Consider the following 22,750-nt stretch of genomic DNA (forward strand, 5'->3'; position numbering starts at 1 on the left):
TGAAAATTCTTTTTCACCTGTCGGCATGACAGATCCGGTTTCTTATTCAAATTATGATGAAGGTTCATTATTACATATAAGTAGAATGTATAAACCTGAAAAGATAGTTTTGTTTTTCTCTAAAGAAATATATGAATTGCATAAAATAGATAATAGATATGTGCTTTCAATTGAGACTTTATATAAAAGTATGAATAAAAATGTTGAAATTGAGATTATAAAAGATGAATCTTTAGAAGAAGTTCAAATATTTGATAATTTTTATGAGATATTTAGAGAAACTTTAAATGATATACACTATAAAAATCCAAATGATGAGATTTTATTGAATATATCTTCAGGAACACCGGCAATGAAAAACGCTCTATTCGTGCTTAGTAAATTGGGAAACTACAAAATGAAAGCCATACAAGTTGATACACCAACTAAAGCGGCTAATAGAAAATTTGAAGATAATGATTTTGACTTAGATGCAGTATTAGAAATTATAGCAGAAAAATCTAATGAAAATATAGTTAATAGAAGTAGAGAAGCTGCAAGTAATAACTTTAACTATGAAATTAAAAGAGAATTAATATTTTCACAGTTAGATAGTTATAATTATTCATCTGCACTTCAAATAGCAAGAACAATTGAAGAAATGTTATCTGAAAAAACAATGAACTTACTTAATGCAGCTTATTATAGATCAATTTTAAATATAAAATCAATGGTAAGTTTTTTAAGAAAAGCTGATGAAGACTTTTTTAGAATTAAAGGGGATGGAGAAGACATACTTGAATATTTCCTATATTTGAAAACTCTAAAAAATAAAGAAATGTTTTTGGATTTAATAAGAGGAATTACTCCGCTAGTAACAGAGTTATTTATATTGATAATAGATAAAAATGCAGATATAAAACTTAAGAATTATTGGAAATACAATTATGGGAAAAAACATTATGTTTGGGATGAAGATAAATTAAATAGGGATGAAAAAGGAAGAGAGATAGTTAATGCTATAAAAAGTAAATTCCCATATTTTACTTACAATAGTTTTATACAAAATGTTCATTTGATAGAGATAATAAAAAATGAAAGAATAATAGATAATCAAAAAATACTGGATTTATCTTTAGAAATTAGAGATGTAGAAGGAAAGCTTAGAAATAGAGCAGCACATGAAATTATAAGAATAGATGATAGTCTAATAAAAAGAGAGTCAAAATTTGGTTCAGATGAAATATTGGATAAAATATTCGAACTAATGAAATTAAGTGGATTAGAAATAGGAAATAATCATTACGATTCTTATGATTTAATGAACAAAAAAATAAAAAAGTCATTTAAATAGGAGGAAATGTATATTGCTTAGTAAAATAGTTTTAAAGCTAGGGGAAAAAGCAAATGTATTAAACTATAATTCAGGTTCATTGTTTCAAGGATTTTTGATGGAAAATTTAGATAGCGATGTTGCAAGCTATTTGCATACATTACCATATAATCCATACTCACAATATATAAATAAAACAGAAGAAGGAGTGGAGTGGATAGTATCAGGAATAGATGAATTTGCATACAAAAATATAATTGAGAAAATAGAAAATATTGGAGAAATTAATTTAGATAGTAAAAATCTATTGTTAACCGTAAAAGAAGTCAGAAAAGCTGTTGTAAAAAAAGAAGATTTTGTAAGTGAGATAATGTTTGGAAAAGAAAATGAGAGGACTAAAAATTTAAAGGTAATTACACCAATTTCATTTAAAAGCCAAGGATATTATCAAAATATGCCGTCAGTTAAGCTAATATATCAAAATCTATTAAATAAATTTGATAGTACTGGTAGCGATAAGCTCTATAGTGAAGAGTTGTTAAATGAACTTGTGAATAATAGTCATATAAGTAGATACCATATAATGAGCTCAAAGTATAGTTTAGAAGGAGTTAAGATAGCAAGTTTTAAAGGTAATTTAGATATTTCAACCAAAGGTTCAAAGGAATTAATAAACATATCAAATTTATTGTTAAAATTTGCAGAATATAGCGGAATAGGTATTAAGACATCAATAGGAATGGGGGGAGTGACAGTTGGAAATAGGGAATACAACAGACGATAAATTAAAATTATTAATAGGTTCTATGCTACATGACATAGGAAAAGTTATTTATCGAACAAACGATATAAGGAAGCACTCTTTATTAGGTTTAGAATTTATAGAAAATGAATGCAATATAAAAGACAAACAAATTTTAAATTGCATTCGTTTTCATCATGGAGAAGATTTTAAAGGAGCAAAATTAGAAAAAAATGATTTGGCGTATATAACATATATCGCCGACAATATGTCAGCGGCAGCTGATAGAAGAAATATAGAAAATGGATATGGCTTTGATAAAGAATTGGCGCTAACCAGTGTTTTTAATATTTTAAATGGAAATAATAAACAAGGAAAGTATAAGGCACAATATTTAAATCATGATAAGGGAATAAATTTTCCGGAAGAAAAAGAAGTTGGGTATGATTCAAATTATTATAAAGATATTAAATTAAATTTAATAGATAAACTAAAACAATTTGAGTTAAGTGAAGAATATATTGAATCATTACAAGAAATTTTAGAAGGATATTTAACATATGTGCCATCATCTACATCAGTATATCAGATAGGTGATATTTCATTATTTGACCATTTAAAATTGACAGCAGCATTTGCTTTATGTATATATGATTATTTAAAAGATAAAAAAATTGATGATTTTACTGCACTAAAAAGTGATTCTAAAAAATACTATGAAGAGAAAATGTTTTATATGTGTAGTTTTGATCTGTCAGGAATTCAAAATTTTATATATACAGTAAATAGTAAAAACGCACTAAAAGGTCTTAGAACAAGATCGTTTTATTTAGAAATATTATTAGAAGATGTTATAGATACGCTTTTAAACAAACTTTCACTTAGTAGAGCGAATTTATTGTACTCAGGTGGAGGACATTGTTACTTACTTTTGCCAAATACAGAAAGAGTTAAGCAGATAGTAGAAGAAACAATTAAAGAAGTAAATGATTGGATAATTGATAAGTTTAAAACTGAACTATTTTTAGCGTATGGAGGAACTGCTTGCAGTAGTAGTGCATTTAATGCAGAAAATACAGAATCCTATACAGAAATATTTAGAAATATATCTCAAAAATTATCAAACAGCAAACTTCATAGATATGACAAAGAACAATTAAAAAAATTAAATTTTACAGATAAAGTAGGAAATCAAAGAGAGTGTAAAATATGCCAATGTACAGATAATCTTATTGAATCAGACGATGGAGATATGATTTGTACTAACTGTGATAATATCAATAAATTTTCAAACAAGATAATGGAAGCCGAATTTTTTTGTGTCGAAAATGCAGAAAAGAGTGCGGAAGTTGATTATTTAAATTTACCATTTAATCATATTTTAACAGCTATAAACAAAAAAAGACTTCAACAAAAATTAATATCAGATTCAGGATTGATAAGAGCATATAGTAAAAATGATAGTTTTTCAGGCAAAAAAATGTCAACAAAACTGTGGGTTGGAGATTATGTGTACAATAAAGAATTAAATATATTGTCAAAAGATAGCGAAGGGATAAATAGACTGGCAGTAATTAGAGCAGACGTAGATAATTTAGGGCAAGCATTTGTAAAAGGATTTGAAGCAAAATATGCATCACTTACAAGAAGTGCGACATTTTCAAGAAATATGTCATTATTCTTTAAGTACAACATAAATTATATATTGGAAAATCCCATATTTTCTATTAGAAATGTAAAACCAGAAAATAGAAAAGCAATGATAATATACTCTGGCGGAGATGACATATTTATAGTAGGTGCATGGAAAGATATTTTAGAATTTTCAATAGACATAAAAAACAGTCTAAAGAAGTTTACTATGAATTCACTGACTATATCAGCTGGGATAGGAATATATCCAGAAAAATATCCTATTAAGACAATGTCATTAAAAACAGGAGATTTAGAAGAAAATGCTAAAAATAATGTTTATTATGTAGACGGAGTAGAAAAAACAAAAAATTCTGTAAGCTTATTTGAAAGTGGACTAACTTTTTCATGGGAAGAATTTGAAGAAAAAGTTTTAGGAGAGAAATTTAAATTAATAGACAGATATTTAAGTTTAGTTGAGGAGAGAGGAAAAGCTTTTATATATAAAATAGTTCAGTTATTGAGAGGCGACTTGGAAAAAGAAAAATTAGACTTGGCAAGATTGGCCTATATATTAGGAAGATTGGAGCCAAGTAACAAAGAAAATTCTTTATTGCACAGAGAATTTTCACAAAAAATTTATAGCTATTCAAAAAATAAAAAAGATAGAAAAGAATTAATAGCAGCTATTTATATATATGTATATTTAGAAAGGGACGTAAGAAATGATAAGTAAATTAGGATACGTAGATGAAGCAGAAAAGATAATAAAAAATTTAAGTGAACGAAAACTCTTAAATACAAATCAAATACGTAAGATACTGAGCAAAGTTTCAGTTATATATGAAAAAGCAAAAAGAAAGACAGGGAATCTTACAGAACAAGAAAAAATGGACTTACAAGTATTAAGAGCACACTTAATATATGATTCAGGAAGAGATGAGGGAGTTAGAAGATTTGTAAGTGAAGCAAAACTAGTAGAAAATATCAAAGAAATAGGAGATAGCCGAGAAAAATTATTAATATTTTGTGGATATATGGAAGCATTGGTAGCATATCATAAGTACTATTTAGCAAATAAGAGTAATTAATAAAGGAGTATAAAATGTACGGGAAAATAGAAATAACAGGAAAAATCAGATTAATAACAGGACTTCATATAGGAGGCTCAGTAGAATTCTCAGCAATAGGAGCAGTAGATTCACCAGTTATGAGAGATACACTCACAAATGACCCGTTTATACCGGGAAGTTCACTAAAAGGAAAACTTAGATATTTGTTACAAAGACAATATCAAAGAAATATTGATGTAAGTGGAAGACACGAAAATGATGAACCGGAAGTTTTAAGACTATTTGGCTCAACAAACACAAACGAAGAAAATAGAATTAGCAGATTATATTTTTCTGATGCTTTCATATCAAATAAAAAAGATTTAGAAAAAATAGGCATAGAATCTATAACAGAAGTTAAGTTTGAAAACTCAATAAACAGGTTCACAGCAGTAGCAAATCCAAGACAGATAGAGAGAGTTATAAGAGGCGCTGAATTTGATTTAGAAATAATCTACAACATACAAAACGAAGAAGAAATAGAAGAAGACTTTGAAATACTAAAAGAAGCATTTAAACTTTTAGAATTTGACTATCTAGGAGGGAGTGGATCAAGAGGATATGGAAGAGTAAAAATAGAAAATATAGAAATTAATATGGCAGTAGGTGATTATGAAAATATAGAAAAGCTTAGAGAAATTATGGGAGAAGTATGATGAAGTACAAGATATATAAATTGTATTTCAAGACAGGGCTTAGAATAGGAAATGGGAAAATAGATAGTAGTGTAGTAGAAATTCCGGCGGACATAATATTTTCAGCAATAATAAATGAAGCGGCTCAAGATGAAGAAAAAATAGAAACTATACTAGAAGAATTTAAAAATAGAAAGTTAATTATAAGTAACGCATTTCCGTTTATAGGAGAAGAACTATTTTTACCTAAGCCACTTTTGAATATATCAGACAATATAGGAGACTCAACAGAGAAAAAACTGTATAAAAAAATAAATCACATTCCACTAAGCTTATGGAATGAATATATAAAAGGAAAGTCAAACCCTAAGGAAATCGTAAAATTAAATAAAAAATTAGGGAAATCAGCACTGGATACCAAAATCTATAAAAAAGACGAAAATGAAATATATAACTTATCATACTATAGATTTTACGAAGGAAACGGATTGTATTTTATCTTGGGCTATGAAGAAGACTATGAACTATTTGATGACATTCTCTATTCTTTGAGTTTTACAGGAATAGGAGGCAAAAAGACATCAGGATTAGGCAAATTTGAAATGGAAGAAGATGACATACCAGAAAATCTAAAAAATAAATTAAATAATGAAAAATCAAAAATGTTACTCGCATCAAGCATGGCAAGAATAGAAGAACTTGAAACACTAGATCAAGAAGCAAAATATAAAATAATTAGGAGAGGTGGTTTTTCATACAGTCAAGATATAAGAGGAAGTAAAAAGCCGACATTTAAAAAACATACAATGTATTATTTCGATACAGGCTCTATATTTAATAATAAATTTGAAGGGGATATATTTGAAATAGGAGAAAATGAATATCATAAAATTTATAGATATGGAGTACCTTTATGGATGGAGGTGTAACTTGAAAAATTATATAGTAACATTAAAAACAAAAGGGCCGGTATTTATAGGAAGTGGAGAGACAAAGAATAAGAGCCAATATATATACGATATGAATAGATCGGAAGTACACGTAATAGATGAAAACAAATTTTTAACTTGGCTAGTTAAAAAAGGACTACTATCAGAATACGAAAAAAATTTTTTATACACTAAAGATAATAAAGACTTATATGAATGGTTTAAGAGAGTTGCACCAATGCAGAGAGTAGAAGATTTTTCAGCCTATAAATTAAGTGCGAAGTCTTTATCAAATTATGAAAAAAAGAGATTAAACGATATCCAAACATTTGTAAAAGACGCTTATGGAATGCCTTATATACCGGGAAGCAGCTTAAAAGGAGCTATAAGAAATATATTATTTAGCTATAAAATGAAAAATACTCAGAATCGAACATTCCAAGAATATTTAAACTCAGAAGATAATAATAGAAATAGAATAAGACGATTAGAAAAAATGGCTAATAATATTGATAAAGCAGCATTTGAATTTGAGGTAGATGAAAAAATAAAGATAGCTATATGAAATATATATCCATTTCAGATAGTGAACCGATAGATATAGAAAATTTAATATTTGCAAGAAAAATTGACAGAAGAACAGATGGAAAAGAAAAATTACTACCAGTATACAGAGAAGCCATAAAACCAGAAGTAGAAATTAAATTTACATTAAATATTGATGAAAGATTTCCATACAATATAGAAGATATAAAAGAAGCAATAAAAGAATTTGAATCTGTAGTTTACGAAAAATTCATAAGAAATTTTAAGATTTCAAAAAAAGAAGACTTAAAAATATATATAGGAGGAGGTGTAGGTTATCAATCCAAAACTTCAGTCTATAACCTTATAAGAGATAAGAAAATTAGTACAAAAATAGTTAGTAGAATATTAGACGATAAATTTAATTATAAAAAAAGAAATAACGATACAAAAAATATCCACGAAGACGACTGGAAAAAAGGAGTTTCTCCAAGAGTAATAAAACTAACAAACTATAACAATCGAAAATTTGAAATGGGACTATGCAGTATAAAGTTTGAGGAGATAAAATAAATGATTTTATTAATAACAGAACAAGGAAGTAACGTTCGAATAAATAACGACAGGATTGTAATGGAGACTGACGACTTAAAAAGAAGCGTACCTAAAGAATTGATAGAAAATGTAGCGGTATTTGGAAATGTACAACTTAGCACACAATTTATTCAACATTGTCTAAAAAGAAAGATAACAGTTTCATTTTATTCTAACACAGGAGAATACTTTGGTAAATTAGTAAATACATCGAGCGGAAATTTCAAACGGTTAAAACTCCAGATAGAAGCAATAGAAGACGAAGAATTTAGAAGAAAATTTGCAGAAAAAATAATTGAAAATAAAATTAATAACCAATTAACACTACTTAGAAGGTTGAACCGAAGACGAAATATAGTAGATAAAGAAATAGAAGAAATAGGAATAATAAAGAGAAAAATTACACAAAAAGATAACGTGGACCAAATGTTGGGATACGAAGGAGCAATTTCAAGAATATATTTTAGAGCACTATCCAAAATATTGCCCGAAGAATTCAAATTTGACAAGAGAACAAGACAGCCTCCAAGAGACCCGTTTAATTCAATGATAAGCTTGGGTTATACAATATTATTACACGAAATAATAGGCCAGATAGAAAGCGTAGGACTATCACCTTATGGGGGAATAATACATGGACATAGATTAAATCATCCATCGTTGGGGAGTGATATGTTAGAGGAGTACAGAGCAATAATAGTAGACGCATTTGTAATGGATTTAATAAACTCAGGTAGCACAAAAATAGAAGATTTTGAAATTACAAGAGAAGGAGTATTTTTAGAACCTAAATTTTTAAAAGAATTCTTAAAAAAATTTCAGGAAAAATTGGCATCAACACATAAATATATCGACGAAATAGAAACGCCAATAACATACAGAAAGACACTATACCATCAAACAACTAAATTAGTAAGAGCTATAGAAAATAAAAATATCGAAGAATATAACCCAATAAGAATAAGGTAGGATGAATTATGCAGAAAGACTTTCTTATAAAAGCAAAAGAAGATATTTTCTATGAAGAAAAACACCTAATTTTGATAATTTATGATATAGTAGATAACAAAAGAAGGAATAAATTTTTTAAACTATTATCAGGATATATGATATCGGTTCAAAAATCTTGTTTCGAATCACATTTAACAGAAAGTGAATTCGAAAAATTAGCTTACAGAATCCCATTCTATATAGATAAAGAAGAAGATAATGTACGCTGTTACAAATTATCAGCTCATGGGAAAGTTTATAACTTTGGAAGTGAAAAGAATGATGCCATAGAAGATATAGTTATATTTTGACCGATGGCTTAAAATCAAGAGATAGGGCCTTAAATTAAAAAATTATTCAGATAAAATCTATAAAAACAACCCCTGTCCGCAAAGTCATTTTACAATCCAGCAAATTCAACATCTATAAAGGACAGGGAAAAAACAAAAAAATCCCCGACAGGGGACGGAAACATGAAATCCTTGGTATTACCAAATTTTTCAATAATGAAAAAACAAAAAAATCCCCGACAGGGGACGGAAACTTTTCCTTAATAGAATATGAATGTTTAGAGTTAGAAGCTAAAACTGAAAAAACAAAAAAATCCCCGACAGGGGACGGAAACGTTAAATTTTCAGCTTTTATAAAGCCGATTTCTTCAATTCGAAAAAACAAAAAAATCCCCGACAGGGGACGGAAACTATTTTACCTGTATGTCCGCAAGCATACGTGTCTTCAAATGAAAAAACAAAAAAATCCCCGACAGGGGATAGAAACTATTATTAAGTTTTCATTTAAAGCCTATTTTATTCCATTTAGCAGAAGCTCTGAGTTTTACCTCAGTGCTTTTGTATGCGTTTGCTATTGTGTTTACCTATTTCGTCTGTTAAACTTATAGGTAAGAAGTTAAGGGAAAGGCTAAAAGCCTAACCCTTTGAAAATTTTGAATAGTCCTGCAAGTGTTGTAAGTAGGTTAATAATTGCCGTTATTAACTCTAAATACTCAGCCTTGTGGGGTTTTTCTTTTTCTTATCCAATTTAACCACCCATTTTAAGTCAAGCGGGCTATAGGGGAAAAATAAAATATGTATCTTACAAAAATGTAAGGTCAAAGGAGAAAATGTAAGTTTTTTATAAAGGTACATTTTCTCTTTTTTTATATAATGTATTTATGAGGTGATGATATGGCATTTATAGAAGTTTCAAATTTAAAAAAGATATATAGTTCAAAATTTAGTTTAAAGACAGTTGAGGCGTTGAAGTCAGTCAACTTTGAGGTTGAAAAGGGTGAGTTTGTTGCGATAATGGGCGAGTCTGGAAGTGGTAAATCGACTTTATTAAATATTCTTGCGCTTTTGGATAGGGCGACTGATGGCTCGGTTATGATTGATGGGCGTGATATTTCAAAAATTTCTGAGAGTGAGTCGGCGAAGTATCGTAGGACACATCTTGGGTTTGTGTTCCAAGATTATAATTTGTTAGATACGTTGACTATAAAGGAAAATATAGTGCTTCCTTTGGTGTTGTCTGAGGAAAAGCCAACAATTATGCAAAATAAATTGAGAAATGTCGCTGGCATTTTGGGGATTGAAGATTTACTTGATAAGTATCCTTATGAAGTGTCGGGTGGTCAGGCTCAAAGGGCGGCTATTGCAAGAAGTCTTATAACTTCTCCTGATTTGATATTGGCGGATGAACCGACCGGAGCTTTGGATTCTAATTCGTCGAATACGCTTCTTGAATATTTTGATGAGATAAATAAATCTGGACAAACTATTTTAATGGTTACGCATTCTGTTAAGGCTGCTTCTTATGCGAGTAGGGTTTTGTTCATAAATGACGGCGAAATTTTCCATCAACTTTATAGAGCGAATAGACAACCTATGGAAATGTACCAAGATATTATGAACACTCTAACAAATTTAGGAGGTAAAAATTGAATCTTTATAGAAGACTGAGTTTAGAGGGAATAAGAAAGAATAAAAGTGTCTACGTTCCATATATTTTAGCTTTCAGTTTTTTGGTAATGAGTTTTTCAACGTTGGTATCTCTTGCGGTTATGGAGGGCTTGGCAAAAGAGTATGGTATGCAGCATGTTCAAACTCTTTTAGGTCTCGGAGCAATTGTACTGTTTGTATTTTCCACACAGTTTTTATATTACTGTGATGGTTTTTTGATGGATAAGCGAAGTGATGAGTATGGGCTGTACGGTGTGCTTGGTTTAGACAAAAGCCAAATTATTAAAGTGGTTTGTTTAGATTCTCTATTAGTTTATGCAATGGGAATGGTTTTGGGGATATGTTTTTCGGTTTTGTTTTATAAATTGGAGATAAGTCTTCTTTTAAAAACTATTCATGTGCAAGCTGAAACTGGTTTTTTACCTACTATGATTCCAATCGTAATTACTTTTTTGGTTTTTACCGGAATAGAAGTTTTAATATTATTTAGAAGAATATACAAAATAAAAAGACTTGGAAATTTAGAACTTATAAAGGCGAAGAGAATGCACAAAAAGTCTTCTCTAAAGATTGGTGTGAGTGCTCTTTTAAGTGTCTGTTTAATCGGAGCGGGATATTATTTAGCGCTCAAGACTAAGAATCCTCTTGAATCGCTACAGATATTTTTCATTGCAACATTACTTGTTGTGCTTGGAACTTTTGTCGGGTTTGGAGCGGTTACTGAAGTTGTGATAGGATTTTTGAAGAAGAAAAAGAATTTTTATTACAAACCTCAGAATTTTACTTCTCTGTCCGGGATAGTACACAGAATAAGACAAAATGCAAATGGCCTTGCGAGCATAACTATTATGAGTTGTGCCGCTATTGTACTGCTTGGTTCTGCTTTTTCAATTTACTGGTCAGGAGATAAAATTTTAAGAGGAATTTTCCCAAGAGATATAGTTTATTCTATAGAGCATAAAATATATTCTAAAGCTGAAATAGAGGAGATAAAATCTCAAATCAATGCTGGACTTTCAAAGGGAAGTTATAAGAAAAAAGATGACGAAAAAATAGAGTACAAAATGGAAATGACTCAAATTGAAGGTAGCAACGTAAAGTTTGTAAAGACTTTTAATAGTGCGTCAACGGCATTGGTAGTTATTCAGACAAGTGATAAGAATTTAAAGTCTGATGAGGTAATTGCATATTCTAAGCACGATGTTGCAAATGAATTAAACATAGATGGAAATATTTATAAGGTTGTAGATAAGAGAAAAGAGTTTGCAAATGAGAAAGCTATAAATCAAATGAGTATTTTGGGGAGCTTAGTTTTAGAGGTAAAAGATTTAAAGAATTTTAAATTAGGAGATGCGAGCTTGGTTGAGTTTGAAATGTTTAATGTTGACGGAGACCCAAGCTTAGCGATGAAAGATGTAAGGTCTAATTTGAAATATGATATACAAATTACCGGCTATACTGATGCTAAATCGGAATTTTTAGCTATATTTGGAGCTTTGATGTTTGTAGGAACTTTCTTGGGATTTGTGTTTATAGTTGGGACTGCGCTTATAATTTACTATAAACAACTTCAAGAAGGTTATGAGTCAAAACATAATTTCAACATAATGCGTAGGGTTGGAATGACAGAGGAAGAGATAAAAAAATCTATAAAATCACAGGTTTGGATGGTGTTTTTATTGCCGCCGAGCGTAGCTTTTATACACATATTTGTTGCGTTTTTCTTAATCAATGATTTGTTTTTGATAATTGGAATTACAAACACAGTTGATAAGGCAACATCGTTTGGAATAATTTTTATCTTGTACTTGTGGATATATTTTGTTGTATACAAGATGACTTCAAAGGCATATTATAAAATAATTTCAGAAAAATAAATAATCTGATAGAAATTTAGAGGTACTTGAAAGGGTATCTCTTTTTATTTGACAATAATAGTTGTCAAATATATAATTAATGACAATAATAGTTGTCAAATGAAAGGGGAAATAGATATGCCTTTACTAAATAAGTTAAAAGAACTCCGCTCAGCAAAAGGATTAAATCAACAAGATTTGGGTTCTTTGGTCGGAGTTAGTAGGCAGACGATAAGTTTAATTGAAAGAGGAGATTATAATCCGTCGATAACGGTTTGTCTCAAATTGTCAAAAATTTTAGGTGTAAGTGTTGAAGAAATTTTTATTTATGAGGAGGAAATTGATGAATAGAGACATTTTTGAAAATAAGCATTATCAAGATAAGGTTAAAAAACAGTTGAAAATATTTTTTGCAATTGCATTTGGACTCAATTATCTGATGGGTTTGGGAATTTACTATGGCAAGAGCAATGGTGTAGATGTAAATATGTTTCCCGTCTTTCAAATGATGACTCCGGCTTTAGGAGTTATGGTTGCATTTATGTGGACAGATTGGGATAAAGTTCCAAAGTTTTCTTTTGTAATATATACGATAGTCAGTTTTGTGATGGGGGTTTTGAGTATAGCATCTTTATTTGTAAAGAATTTCCCTGTTAATAATGTCATGAATATTACCTTGATAGTAAGCACGATATTATTTTTAATTGGCATAAAAGTAGATAAGAAACAAAAGAGATATTTATTTAGCTTGAATAGAGGAAGTGTGAAGAAGGTAACTTTAATTGTGATTCTATTTTTATGTTTATATTTTTTGAGGATTGCTGTAGCTGTTATTCCAACTGAAGGCATTGATGTTTTCATATCATATTTCACGCTACAGAAATTAATTTTCGCTTTCATATTAGTTCCGAATTTCTTCTTGGTGTTCATACCTTTTTTAGGCGAAGAATATGGATGGAGATATTTTTTGCAGCCGATAATGCAAAAAAGATATGGAATGGTCAAGGGAATTTTATTGCTTGGACTTATTTGGGGAGTGTGGCACTTACCACTTAATCTATTTTATTATTCAGCAGAAAACACAGGATTTTTGAGTTTAGTTAACCAAATAGGAGTTTGCCTTGCGTATAGTATAATGTTTGGGTTTGCATATGCGTATTCAAAATCTATTTGGGCTCCGGTAATGATGCACTATTTTAACAACAACTTGATTTTATTTTTTGCAACTAATTTTGATTCAAGTGTGATTGAAAATCAAGTATACAGTTGGCAAATGGTAGCTATAAATATCGTATCAGTATTGTTAATTTATGGTGGTTTTATATTTAGCAAATACATCAGAAGAGAAGAATTTAGAATTGAGACACCACACGAAAGGTTAGAGGAGGATATTTTAAGTGAAGTCGAAGTTTAAAAGTATTTTAATCTTAATAGGAATCGGATTTATCGGGGGCATTTTTGGTTTTATGTCTTCAAGGAACAGTTTGGGGTTATTAATTTATGATTTTATTATAGATTTAGATAAAGCATTATATAAAAATGGATTTAATGCATTGGTAATTTCAATTCTGAGTCTAAGTGTAGCTGCTTGGATATTTTATTTTTTAGGAAAGGCGCAAGTAAAGAGGTCTCTTAAGAATGAAGAGGGATATGTAAAGGATTTTCTATTGGGTATTTCAATGGTAATTACTGCTTGTATAGCAATATTTGGAATTATATTTTTTGCAAATTTTATGAGAAGTATTAGCGAAGACTATATAACTAATAAAATTTTCGGAATAGCTTTGGCAGTTTTTATAATAGGAGTTCTACAAACATTAGTATTAAATCAATTAATTGTTGGATTTATAAAGACATACAATCCTGAAAAGTATGAAAATACACTCGATATAAAATTTGGGAAAAAATATATGGATTCTTTGGACGAAAGAGAACAATTGGAAGCTTATAGAGCCGGTTTTAAAACTTATAAAGCGCTAACTTATATTATATTTTTCCTTGTTTTGATAACAGGTCTTGTGTCCATGGAAACAAATGCGAATGTAATACCTATGTTTTTATTTGGAATACTATTTGCTATAGGAATGATTATTTATATTTACAATGTAATAGATGGTGAAAAACATAAAAAATAGAAGATGTGATTAGAATAAACCCTGAGGTCCAAATTTGGACTAAAGGGTTTTACTATTTTTGTAATGGTTTAGAAATTGAAAGAATAAACAATTAAAACGTGAATACATCTTTACTAATCGGATTAAAGTGTTATACTACTTCGAAAGGAGGAATTAAGATGGATAATTTAAAACTTGCAAGAGAAAATGAAAGTTATGCTGTCGAAGTTAGAAGAGAGTTGCATAAGATTCCCGAGCTTGAACTTGAGCTTCCAAAGACTGTAGAGTTTATAACCGGTAAACTTAAAGAACTTGGTGTTGAATACAAGTTGCTTGTAAATGGAAATGCCATTGTGGCGACAGTTGAAGCGAATGATACAAATGGTCCTTGTATTGGAGTTAGAGCTGATATGGATGCTTTGCCAATTAAAGAGGAGACAGGACTTGAATTTTCATCAACTCACGAGGGAAAGATGCACGCTTGTGGACATGACGGACATTCGGCTATGGCGCTTACAACTCTTAAAATTTTGGCTGAGAACAGAGACTCTTTTAAAGGAAAAGTAAAATTTTTATTCCAACCGGGAGAGGAAATTCCGGGCGGTGCTAAACCTATGATTGACGAGGGGGCTCTTGAAGACCCGAAGGTAGATTATATTATTGGACTTCACGAAGGTGGACTTGTAAAGGGAATGGACAAGGGAGCTATTTATTTTAAAGAGGGTTCTATGATGGCCTCAATGGATAAATTTACTATAAAGGTGAAGGGTAAAGGCGGACATGGAGCAAATCCTCAAGATACGATAGACCCGGTTGTAATTTCAGCTGAAATAATATTGGCGGTTCAAAAGATAGTATCTCGTGAGATAGCACCTACTTCATCTGCACTTATATCAATTTGTCAAATAAATGGTGGAAGCAGCCAAAATATTATACCTGACGAAGTAGTGCTTGTTGGAACGGCGAGAACTTTAAATGAAAAGGACAGAGATACTGTAGAGAGTAGATTAACAGCAATATGCAAAGGTGTTGCCAGAACTCATGGCGGAGATGCTGAAGTGGATTACAACAGAATGTATCCTGTACTTGTAAATGATCCTGAGGTTACTAAGTTAGTGAAGGGCGTAGCAACGGAACTATTCCCGGAAGATGTTAGAGAACTTGAAACTGCAAATATGGGAGGAGAAGATATGGCGTTTTTCTTACAAAAAGTACCGGGATGCTATTTTTTCATGTCGAATTTAAAAGAGGTTGATGGAAAGATATATCCTCATCACAATTCTAAGTTTGATGTCGATGAATCTGAGTTTTACAAGGGAATTGCAATATTTTTAGATACAATTAGAAAATTAGGGGAGATTAAATGAAAAATATAAAACTACATTTGATAGCTCTTGTGATAGTAATTATTGCAGAGTTAATAGGAAAGCATTCATTCGACATAGGAATAGGTAAAATTGTACTGTTACCAATGCTGTTTGCATTGATTATAGGCGTACTTACTACACCAAAATTTTTAAAAATTTCATCAGAAAAAGAAATGGTGGATGCGGGCTCTCTAATTGCATTCACACTAATGCTTTTGATGGCTAAGTATGGAACTACTATAGGACCTACTATTTCAGTTATTGTAAAATCATCTCCAGCACTTATACTACAAGAATTTGGTAATTTGGGGACAGTATTGCTAGGGGTTCCTCTGGGAATAGCTTTAGGATTAAACAGAGAAGTTATAGGTGGAGCACACTCAATAGCAAGAGAGCCAAACATAGCTGTAGTTTCAGAAAAATATGGTTTGGATTCAGAAGAAGGTCGAGGAGTTTTGGGAGTTTATATTGTGGGAACAGTTTTTGGAACTATTCTTATCGGACTTCTTGCAGGTATACTTGCAACTTCAACACCACTTCACCCTTATGCACTTGCAATGGCAAGTGGAGTTGGAAGTGCGTCAATGATGACTGCTTCAGTTGGTACTCTTGTTGAGTTATATCCTGATATGGAACAGATGATAACAGCTTTTGGAGCTTCGTCAAATTTACTTTCAGGACTTGATGGAGTGTATATGTCTGTATTTATAGCATTGCCTTTGGCAGAAAAGCTGTATGCAAAACTTAAAAGGGGGAATAACAAATGAAATTAAAACTTAAGGAAGCAATAATCGTCCTTTTAATTACAGGAGCTTTAACTGTTGTAGGTAATTTAGTGGGACTTGGAACCAGTCCAATGAAATCTATACCGGGAGTTTTGATATTAGTTTTATTCTCAATTATTGGAATTGGACTTGCAGAAATTATTCCGGTTAAAATTCCGGCAGTTGCATATATAGTTACAATAGCTACAATTTTTACAATACCCGGAGTTCCTTTTTCAGAAATTGTATCAGAACACACTGCAAATGTTGACTTCTTATCTCTCTGTACACCAATACTTGCATACGCAGGTATCTACACAGGAAAAGATATAGACCAACTTAAAAAGACAGGACCGAAGATAATAGTTCTTGCAATAGTTGTAATGCTTGGAACATACTTGGGTTCAGCAATTATAGCACAAGGTATTTTAAAATTATTGGGACAAATTTAAGTATAAAGACACCCCTATAACTGTTTCGTTACCTTTTGGTAAGGGAGTCAGTTTAGGGGTGTTAAATTTTTTCTAAAATTTCTATTGATGTAAAGATTGCATTAGGACACACTTTTTCAAGCAGACCTTGATTTATAATTTTTTCAAGACCGTCTTTTGCGGAGATATCTTCTCCAAGTAAATCTCTACAAAGTATTGAATTATATTTTTCTTTAAAGAGCTTATTGAATTCATTTATCTTCGATTCCATTATTTGACGGTGGTCAGGTTTATCTGAGCCGTATTTTAATCCCAATACCATATATGCACCACACACAGCGCCGCAAGTTGTGCCTTGGAATTGTCCACTTTCAAAAGCTTCGGCAATTCTTTTTGCAGCGAGATGGTCTAGGTTAAATTCTTCGGCAAAGTAGCACAAGACACTTTGACTACAATTGTATCCGTTGGTTAAAAATTTCATAACTAATTCTCTATTCATATTTATCTCCTGGAGTCTTTAAATTTAAAATACAGACTGTTTTTTAATGTATTTGATGACGGTTCTTCACATGCACCTAAAATTTCAGACAAAATATTTTTTATATTTGAAATTCCATATTTGTCAAAAGCGTGAGAGCAAGAAGAGCAGTAAGTGTATATACAACTTTTCTCTTTAGCTAAAATTTGTGACTTTATTTCATTTCCAATATCTTTATTTTTGGACAAAACTCCACCGCCCAAACCACAACAGTTTATATCAGAGAAAGAGTCTTGGTATGAATGTAAGAAAGGCTTTATATATTTAAAAATTTCTAAGTTGTACTTATCTGAACATGGAAAGAATATGTCAGCAGATTCCATAATAGTTGAGCCGATATTTTCTTGTTTTAAAAATTCATACACACTTATAACTTCAATTGATAGGTTATCTTTTAAAGTATGGTAGCAATTTGGACATAGACATATTAATTTTTCAGTACTTTTTAATTTTAATAAATCATCAAGCCTTGAAGTTGGTGCAACTCCGTTTTCATAGAGCGGTTTTCTGCAACATTCAACTGAAAAATCTATGTCTTTATCCCTGCAGATGGATATTAATTTTTCACAAGTCTCAGGATAGTATTTAGGATAGTTACAACCTAAAAATAAGAGAGTTTTACTTTTTTATCTGAGTTGTTGTTGAATATATAAGGGTCTTTTGAGAGAGTTATTAAAAATTTATTTTTTGATTTAGATTTAAATTTCTTTGTGATTTCAGCTCCCGACAAATCTTTAGGACAATAGTGCCTACACGAATCACACATAAAGCATTCATTTTTTAGGTCTTCTCTTGAAGTATAATCTTTTAAATTTAAGTTGTACTTCTTTAAAAAACTACAATGTTTTGTACACAGATTACAGTTTATGCACTCTCTTTTAGTTTTTCAATCATTTTAATATCTCCTGTAAATTTCGTCTATATCATGTGATTTTCGATATTTATATTGTAGTAATTGCATTTTTAGTACAGTCTTCCAAATTCCATTCTCTTCAAATCTTCTTGCAGAGGTGGTTATCGGAAGAGGAGAAAGATAGAATTTCTTTCCTAATTTTTTCAAATCCATTGACAGTTGGTAGTCTTCCATAAGAGGTATTGGAGCATATCTTCCAATTTTTTCAAACAAATCTCGTTTTATAAATATTCCCTGGTCCCCAAAAGCTATATTCCTAAATTTAACTCTTAGAGAGCTATTGAATGCGACCATTGACATTTGCCATTTTGGAGAGTCAAAGGCAAGGGTAAAGCACCCTACATCTGAGTTTGAATTTTCTATCTCCAAGATTGAATCCTCATGAATTTTAGAATCGGCGTGTAGAAACCAAAGGTAGTCGCCTTTAGAATATTTGACAGCCGAATTCATCTGATTGCTTCTATATTTAGACTCTTGTATTTTTGGAAAGTAGATTTTTTCATAAGTGTTATCAGTGCTGAATCCATCCGAAAAAATAACTTCAAAGTCACCTTTAAGTGTTTCTAGTTGTTTTTGAAACTCTTCAATTTTTAAAGACTCATTATATGTTGGAATTATTATCGAAATCATCATTACCTCTGTTTATATAAATTTTTGCAAAGACAGTAGAAACCAACACAAGCGCTATTAACAAGAAAATTGAAACAATAAATTCACTGCTATTCGTGTTTAGTGATTTATCTCCGGTGTTTAAAAACACTAGCATACCTGGAATTATTCCCAAGATAGTTGTGATGATGTAGTTTAGATAGCTTATCTTTGTGAAACCCGCCACATAGTTTATCAAGTTGTAAGAAACTAAGGGGACTAATCTGAGAATGAAAAATAGATAAAAAAGAGATTTTTGCTCAGAGTGTAAGAGACGGTTTTTTAAATTGGGTTGTATTTTTGAAATTAGTTTTTCAAAGAAATCTTGTCCTAAAAATCTACCGAGGTAAAACATAATTGTACTGTTTAAGGTACACCCAATCATTGTGTAGATAAATCCGTTCCAAATTCCAAATAAGATTCCTGCAACTAATACAAAAATTGGAACTGGAAAAAAGAAGATAGGGAGTATTGTGTAGAGTAATATGTAAACAATTGGAGCTGAGTTTCCAAATTCATTCACCCAATTTCTCAGTGACTCAAACGAAGCTATCTTTATAATGAAAATTGAGCCTATTAGAATTAATAGGCTGATTATTATTTTAGTTAGATTTTTTAAGTTTTTCATTGTACATACTCTTCGCTACAAAAATTGCTATACTTATTGCAAATAATATTAAAAGTCCCGTCATCATTGTCTTAGCGCCACCGGTTAAAGTTCCACCAACATATGAGTAAACTATAGTTGCCGGCAATTGACCTATGCCGGTTGCAATGAAGAAAGGCCAAAATTTCATAGATGTAAGTCCGGCTGCATAACTTACAATGTCAAAAGATACAAACGGAAGTAGTCTTGCAATTAAAATTACATACTTGTCATATCTTGCAAAGAAGTCATCAACTGATTTTAAAGCTGTTTTGGAAATTAGTTTTTCAACAAAATCGCGTCCTAAGATCTTTGCTATGTAGAAGCACATTGCAGCGCCTACCATCGCGGAACTCCAAGATAGAATTGCACCTTTGATCCAACCGAATATGGCTGCGTTTGAAAGTGTAATTAAAAAAGCGGGGATGGGACTTATGATAGATTGTAAAATCATAAGTAAGAAAGATACTGCAGCTGCGTATTTTCCATAGCCTCTTATATATTCTATTACTCCATCAACTCCCATTGTTGAAAGTATTTTGATTGCATCGTTAACTGATTGATTTACACTTGGTACAAGCAGGTATACTACTAAAAACAGTAGTAGTGTTAAAATTAAAAATATTTTAGGTGTATGTTTTTTCATATTTAAACCTCATAAAATCTTTTATGTAACATTTTCAAATAATCTTCGCTTAAAAATTTATTAATTTTTTCATAGGTATCTTGATTAGAAAGTATTCTTTCTGAAGCTTCGTATTCAACTTTTGCCATACTGCACCAAGTTATGCCGCGCAAGACATTAAAGGCAAAATATTTTTTTAGTTTTTGTCTATTTATTTTACGATACTTTTCATATTTATATATAAATTTTTCTATTTCAGAATCAGAAAGAATTTTATCTGTCTTCCAATTTGTAGTAGTGGGAACTAAGAAGTGAGCCAAATCCTGTTCAGCTTCACCGATTAGAGGTTTCTCCCAATCTATTATGTAAGAATTATTACCATTGATTATGAAATTTCTGTTGTTTAGTTCGGTGTTTATAATGCAAGGGTTTGAAATGTTATCTTTAATGCCAAGTTCTTTTACATAGTCAAAAAAATGCTCTATATATTTTCCAATTGAATTATTATAAATTTTAGAATTTTTATAAACTGAATACATTTCAAAACATTCTTCAAACATAGCCTTAAAAGGTTGTTCAACGCGAATTAAGTCTGTATCTTTAAATTCGAGGTTGTGTACTCTTGAAAGTAGATATGCAGCAATGGACATATCTGTGTCATAGTTGAGTGGACGACCTACTAAATAGTCCATAACTAAAAACCCCTTGCGAATGTAAGTTGAATTCTTTTTTAAGTAATGTGGCTTTGGAGTTACACCTGATGACTCAAGTGTTTTGAGGGCATTGTATTCGTATGTAATTTGCTCATCTCCAAGGTGCAGTTGACTTCCCAAGTTAATTCGACATACAAAATTTTTGTTAAATCTATAGTTTAAGTTATATTCTCCGCTTCCAAGAATCTCAACATCTTTTGTTTGTAGTTCTTCTTTTATTAAATCTATAATTTCATCAATATCTCTCACTGTATCAAGCCTTTCAATTGAAATATCAAGCGCAGTTGCTTTTTGTAAAGTTTTTTCAAAGACATCTGATTGGCTGTAGACTATGTTAGAAAATAAATCTAAAGGTTTTCTAAGTCCTATTAAACCATAGCCACCATCTTCTGCAGGTGCTATAACACAATCTGAATTATTTAGTCCTGAGAAGGCACTTTCAATTAATTTTAAAGTTATTCCTCTCAGGTCAGAACCCAAGAGGATAACTTGGTCATTTGAATTTAATTCAGCTTTTAAAGCGTTAAACATTCTATCCCCCAAATTTTCTCCTCTTTGAGGGATTTTTTCATAATCTATAAAGTTTAGGTTTTCGATATCTCCTGAAAAGTATACGACAAATTCATAACCTGATTTTTCAAGCACTTTTAAGTTATCCTTTATTAAAAATACAGATAGTTCATATCTATCTTTTGCAGATAGAAAATTTTTCAGTCTTGATTTGCCATAATTGAGAGCAGGAGCTTTTGTAAAAAAAATAATTTTTCTCTTCATAGTATAAAGTGTAGAGGTTATTTAAATTTTATACAAGAATTTAAAATTATTTTTCAAGAGTAAATTCAAATTCTTTAGTTCCGTCAAGAGAGTTCTTAACGTCTTTGTATCCGTTCTTAACTAAAGTTTCAGCAGCAACTGTTGATTTATTTCCCGAATAACAATAAGTTACAACTCCCTTATCCATTGGGATGTCTGCTAAAGCTGCTTCGATGCCATCAACAGGAATGTTTATAGCACCTTTTAAATGACCAGCTTCATAGTCTTTAGCATCTCTAACATCAATGATAGTATTGCTACCATCATTTGCATCAGCGATAGCTTGAAGTTCAGAACCAAATATATTTTCTATTTGAGACATAGTAGTATATTCGAAATCTTTAACTCCTTGAGCATTGAATACATTTGTGTATCCGTTTGCAACTAGAATTTCAGCAGCCTTTAAGCTCTTTTTACCTGTGTTACAAACTGTAACAACATTTTTATCTTTGAAGTCTGCAATTCTATCAAGATTTTCTTCGAATGTTTCGATATCCATGTTGATAGCAAATTTAACGTGACCGGCATCATATTCTTCTTTACTTCTCACATCGATAACAAGATAATTTTCTTTTTCTTTCTTATCTTCCATAATCTTGTCAAGTTCAGCGCCTTCCATAGTTTGAACTGTGGCAGTTTTTTCAGCAGCGTCTTCAGTTTTAGGTTGGTTTTTAGCACAACCAACAACGAATAGTGTAAGAGTTGCAATTATAGCAACTAATGATAAATACTTTTTCAATGTCATTCCTCCAAAATTAGGACAACATTTAAAAGTGCTTGATAATTAGAACTAACAAATATTATAGCACAATAAATTAAAAATTCCTCAAAACCACTCGGTTTATATAAATTTTTATCAATATATTTTGAAAATAATAATAAAATTAAAAAAT

The 22,750-nt window shown here is 30.7% G+C and carries 26 protein-coding genes and 1 CRISPR repeat array; of the genes, 18 read left to right on the plus strand and 8 right to left on the minus strand.

What is annotated here, in order from left to right; genetic code table 11:
* The 18 genes from csm6 to HMPREF9129_RS02060 all read left to right on the plus strand — a co-directional run.
* Positions 1–1,333, plus strand: a 1,333-nt coding sequence (csm6, locus tag HMPREF9129_RS01975; RefSeq protein WP_004819770.1) for a type III-A CRISPR-associated CARF protein Csm6, incomplete at its 5' end; no start/stop codon positions are given.
* Between the two features lie 13 nt (positions 1,334–1,346).
* Positions 1,347–2,096, plus strand: a complete 750-nt coding sequence (cas6, locus tag HMPREF9129_RS01980; RefSeq protein ID WP_004819771.1) for a CRISPR system precrRNA processing endoribonuclease RAMP protein Cas6 — start codon at positions 1,347–1,349, stop codon at positions 2,094–2,096.
* Positions 2,068–4,422 (plus strand): type III-A CRISPR-associated protein Cas10/Csm1, encoded by a 2,355-nt coding sequence (cas10, locus tag HMPREF9129_RS01985; RefSeq protein WP_004819772.1) that lies wholly within the window; start codon positions 2,068–2,070, stop codon positions 4,420–4,422. The genes cas6 and cas10 overlap by 29 nt, the downstream gene beginning before the upstream one ends.
* Positions 4,412–4,777, plus strand: a complete 366-nt coding sequence (gene csm2, locus HMPREF9129_RS01990; protein ID WP_004819774.1) for a type III-A CRISPR-associated protein Csm2 — start codon at positions 4,412–4,414, stop codon at positions 4,775–4,777. The genes cas10 and csm2 overlap by 11 nt, the downstream gene beginning before the upstream one ends.
* Positions 4,778–4,791: 14 nt before the next feature.
* The gene (gene csm3 / locus HMPREF9129_RS01995) at positions 4,792–5,454 is read left to right on the plus strand and encodes a type III-A CRISPR-associated RAMP protein Csm3 (RefSeq protein WP_004819777.1); all 663 of its coding nucleotides are present in this window, start codon (positions 4,792–4,794) and stop codon (positions 5,452–5,454) included.
* The gene (gene csm4, locus HMPREF9129_RS02000) at positions 5,454–6,362 is read left to right on the plus strand and encodes a type III-A CRISPR-associated RAMP protein Csm4 (protein WP_040552152.1); all 909 of its coding nucleotides are present in this window, start codon (positions 5,454–5,456) and stop codon (positions 6,360–6,362) included. The genes csm3 and csm4 overlap by 1 nt, the downstream gene beginning before the upstream one ends.
* 1 nt (position 6,363) lies before the next feature.
* A complete protein-coding gene (gene csm5 / locus HMPREF9129_RS02005; RefSeq protein ID WP_050794609.1) occupies positions 6,364–6,927 on the plus strand; it encodes a type III-A CRISPR-associated RAMP protein Csm5 in 564 nt (187 codons plus the stop codon).
* A complete protein-coding gene (gene csm5 / locus HMPREF9129_RS02010; protein ID WP_004819781.1) occupies positions 6,924–7,460 on the plus strand; it encodes a type III-A CRISPR-associated RAMP protein Csm5 in 537 nt (178 codons plus the stop codon). Before csm5 (HMPREF9129_RS02005) ends, csm5 (HMPREF9129_RS02010) begins: the two co-directional genes overlap by 4 nt.
* Positions 7,461–8,450 carry a CRISPR-associated endonuclease Cas1 gene (gene cas1 / locus HMPREF9129_RS02015; protein WP_004819785.1) on the plus strand — a complete coding sequence of 330 codons (990 nt, stop codon included), beginning with the start codon at positions 7,461–7,463 and terminating at the stop codon, positions 8,448–8,450.
* An 8-nt stretch (positions 8,451–8,458) separates the two neighbouring features.
* Positions 8,459–8,782 (plus strand): CRISPR-associated endonuclease Cas2, encoded by a 324-nt coding sequence (gene cas2, locus HMPREF9129_RS02020; RefSeq protein WP_004819787.1) that lies wholly within the window; start codon positions 8,459–8,461, stop codon positions 8,780–8,782.
* A gap of 126 nt (positions 8,783–8,908) precedes the next feature.
* A CRISPR array of direct repeats spans positions 8,909–9,248; the repeat unit is 36 nt; unit sequence GAAAAAACAAAAAAATCCCCGACAGGGGACGGAAAC.
* A gap of 407 nt (positions 9,249–9,655) precedes the next feature.
* The gene (locus HMPREF9129_RS02025; RefSeq protein WP_004819793.1) at positions 9,656–10,411 is read left to right on the plus strand and encodes an ABC transporter ATP-binding protein; all 756 of its coding nucleotides are present in this window, start codon (positions 9,656–9,658) and stop codon (positions 10,409–10,411) included.
* A complete protein-coding gene (locus HMPREF9129_RS02030) occupies positions 10,408–12,306 on the plus strand; it encodes an FtsX-like permease family protein (protein ID WP_004819794.1) in 1,899 nt (632 codons plus the stop codon). The genes HMPREF9129_RS02025 and HMPREF9129_RS02030 overlap by 4 nt, the downstream gene beginning before the upstream one ends.
* 117 nt (positions 12,307–12,423) lie before the next feature.
* The gene (locus tag HMPREF9129_RS02035; RefSeq protein WP_040552451.1) at positions 12,424–12,636 is read left to right on the plus strand and encodes a helix-turn-helix transcriptional regulator; all 213 of its coding nucleotides are present in this window, start codon (positions 12,424–12,426) and stop codon (positions 12,634–12,636) included.
* Positions 12,629–13,699, plus strand: a complete 1,071-nt coding sequence (locus HMPREF9129_RS02040) for a CPBP family intramembrane glutamic endopeptidase (protein ID WP_004819798.1) — start codon at positions 12,629–12,631, stop codon at positions 13,697–13,699. Before HMPREF9129_RS02035 ends, HMPREF9129_RS02040 begins: the two co-directional genes overlap by 8 nt.
* Positions 13,683–14,420, plus strand: a complete 738-nt coding sequence (locus HMPREF9129_RS02045; protein WP_004819800.1) for a DUF3169 family protein — start codon at positions 13,683–13,685, stop codon at positions 14,418–14,420. Before HMPREF9129_RS02040 ends, HMPREF9129_RS02045 begins: the two co-directional genes overlap by 17 nt.
* 158 nt (positions 14,421–14,578) lie before the next feature.
* Entirely contained in the window at positions 14,579–15,766 is a 1,188-nt protein-coding gene (locus HMPREF9129_RS02050) for a M20 metallopeptidase family protein (protein WP_040552154.1), read from the plus strand.
* Positions 15,763–16,533, plus strand: coding sequence for a DUF3100 domain-containing protein (locus HMPREF9129_RS02055; protein WP_004819807.1), 771 nt, complete (start codon positions 15,763–15,765; stop codon positions 16,531–16,533). The genes HMPREF9129_RS02050 and HMPREF9129_RS02055 overlap by 4 nt, the downstream gene beginning before the upstream one ends.
* Positions 16,530–16,982: a hypothetical protein gene (locus tag HMPREF9129_RS02060; protein ID WP_004819815.1), complete on the plus strand. Its 453-nt coding sequence runs from the start codon at positions 16,530–16,532 to the stop codon at positions 16,980–16,982. Before HMPREF9129_RS02055 ends, HMPREF9129_RS02060 begins: the two co-directional genes overlap by 4 nt.
* A gap of 61 nt (positions 16,983–17,043) precedes the next feature.
* On the opposite strand, the gene HMPREF9129_RS02065 is transcribed toward HMPREF9129_RS02060, so the two are convergent.
* The 8 genes from HMPREF9129_RS02065 to HMPREF9129_RS02095 all read right to left on the minus strand — a co-directional run bounded on the left by HMPREF9129_RS02065 (position 17,044) and on the right by HMPREF9129_RS02095 (position 22,602).
* Entirely contained in the window at positions 17,044–17,460 is a 417-nt protein-coding gene (locus HMPREF9129_RS02065) for a C-GCAxxG-C-C family protein (protein WP_004819823.1), read from the minus strand.
* Between the two features lie 2 nt (positions 17,461–17,462).
* Positions 17,463–17,864, minus strand: a complete 402-nt coding sequence (locus tag HMPREF9129_RS02070) for a heterodisulfide reductase-related iron-sulfur binding cluster (RefSeq protein WP_004819824.1) — start codon at positions 17,862–17,864, stop codon at positions 17,463–17,465.
* Positions 17,865–18,100: 236 nt separating this feature from the next.
* Positions 18,101–18,367 (minus strand): ferredoxin family protein, encoded by a 267-nt coding sequence (locus HMPREF9129_RS12755; protein ID WP_370882804.1) that lies wholly within the window; start codon positions 18,365–18,367, stop codon positions 18,101–18,103.
* 27 nt (positions 18,368–18,394) lie between these two features.
* Positions 18,395–19,042, minus strand: a complete 648-nt coding sequence (locus tag HMPREF9129_RS02075) for a TIGR04283 family arsenosugar biosynthesis glycosyltransferase (protein ID WP_040552156.1) — start codon at positions 19,040–19,042, stop codon at positions 18,395–18,397.
* The gene (locus HMPREF9129_RS02080; protein ID WP_004819830.1) at positions 19,014–19,688 is read right to left on the minus strand and encodes a TVP38/TMEM64 family protein; all 675 of its coding nucleotides are present in this window, start codon (positions 19,686–19,688) and stop codon (positions 19,014–19,016) included. The genes HMPREF9129_RS02075 and HMPREF9129_RS02080 overlap by 29 nt, the downstream gene beginning before the upstream one ends.
* A complete protein-coding gene (locus HMPREF9129_RS02085) occupies positions 19,663–20,352 on the minus strand; it encodes a TVP38/TMEM64 family protein (RefSeq protein ID WP_004819831.1) in 690 nt (229 codons plus the stop codon). Before HMPREF9129_RS02085 ends, HMPREF9129_RS02080 begins: the two co-directional genes overlap by 26 nt.
* Before the next feature lie 2 nt (positions 20,353–20,354).
* A complete protein-coding gene (locus tag HMPREF9129_RS02090; RefSeq protein ID WP_004819832.1) occupies positions 20,355–21,818 on the minus strand; it encodes a TIGR04282 family arsenosugar biosynthesis glycosyltransferase in 1,464 nt (487 codons plus the stop codon).
* A 46-nt stretch (positions 21,819–21,864) separates the two neighbouring features.
* The gene (locus HMPREF9129_RS02095) at positions 21,865–22,602 is read right to left on the minus strand and encodes a rhodanese-like domain-containing protein (RefSeq protein ID WP_004819834.1); all 738 of its coding nucleotides are present in this window, start codon (positions 22,600–22,602) and stop codon (positions 21,865–21,867) included.
* Between the last annotated feature and the right edge of the window lie 148 nt (positions 22,603–22,750).

The organism is Peptoniphilus indolicus ATCC 29427 (assembly GCF_000227315.1).
In the GTDB taxonomy this organism is placed as follows: domain Bacteria; phylum Bacillota; class Clostridia; order Tissierellales; family Peptoniphilaceae; genus Peptoniphilus; species Peptoniphilus indolicus.